The sequence below is a fragment of the Pseudomonas sp. 05T35 genome, assembly GCF_056396605.1.
In genome coordinates this window covers 1-546 of sequence record NZ_JBFTLU010000914.1, presented here as the reverse complement: position 1 = coordinate 546, position 546 = coordinate 1, and the positions used below count along the sequence as shown (strand labels likewise).

Annotated in this window: 1 protein-coding gene; it reads left to right on the top strand. The window is 62.8% G+C overall.

The window, feature by feature from the left end; all coding sequences use genetic code 11:
* On the top strand, positions 1-546 hold a 546-nt coding region (locus tag AC1DH9_RS30655; protein ID WP_477809517.1), incomplete at both ends, for a cytochrome c biogenesis protein CcdA.

Sequence of the window (546 nt, the reverse complement as noted above, 5' to 3'; positions counted from 1 at the left end):
TTGTTGCAGAACGCCTGGTTACTCGGCAGTTTCGCCGTGGTGTTTGTGTTGTTGTCGTTGCCGATGTTCGGCTTCTTCGAATTGCAACTGCCAGTCGCGCTGCGTGACCGTCTGGAAAACGCCAGTCGCAAGCAAGGTGGCGGCAGCCTGATCGGTGCCGGGGTGCTCGGTGCCTTGTCCGGTTTGCTGGTCGGCCCGTGCATGACCGCGCCACTGGCCGGGGCCTTGCTGTACATCGCCCAGAGCGGTAACGCGCTGCACGGTGGGCTGATCCTGTTCGCCATGGGCATCGGCATCGGCTTGCCGCTGCTGTTGCTGGTGACCGTCGGCAACCGCTTCCTGCCCAAACCCGGCACCTGGATGAACCTGCTCAAAGGTATTTTCGGTTTCCTGTTCCTCGGCACCGCGCTGGTGATGGTGCGGCCAGTGCTTGATGAGTCGCTATGGATTGGTCTATGGGGCGCGCTGCTGTTGATCATCGCCTACAGCGCCTGGCGCCAGACCGGTGGATTCGGCCGCGCCGCCCATGTGTTCGGTGGCATGGCG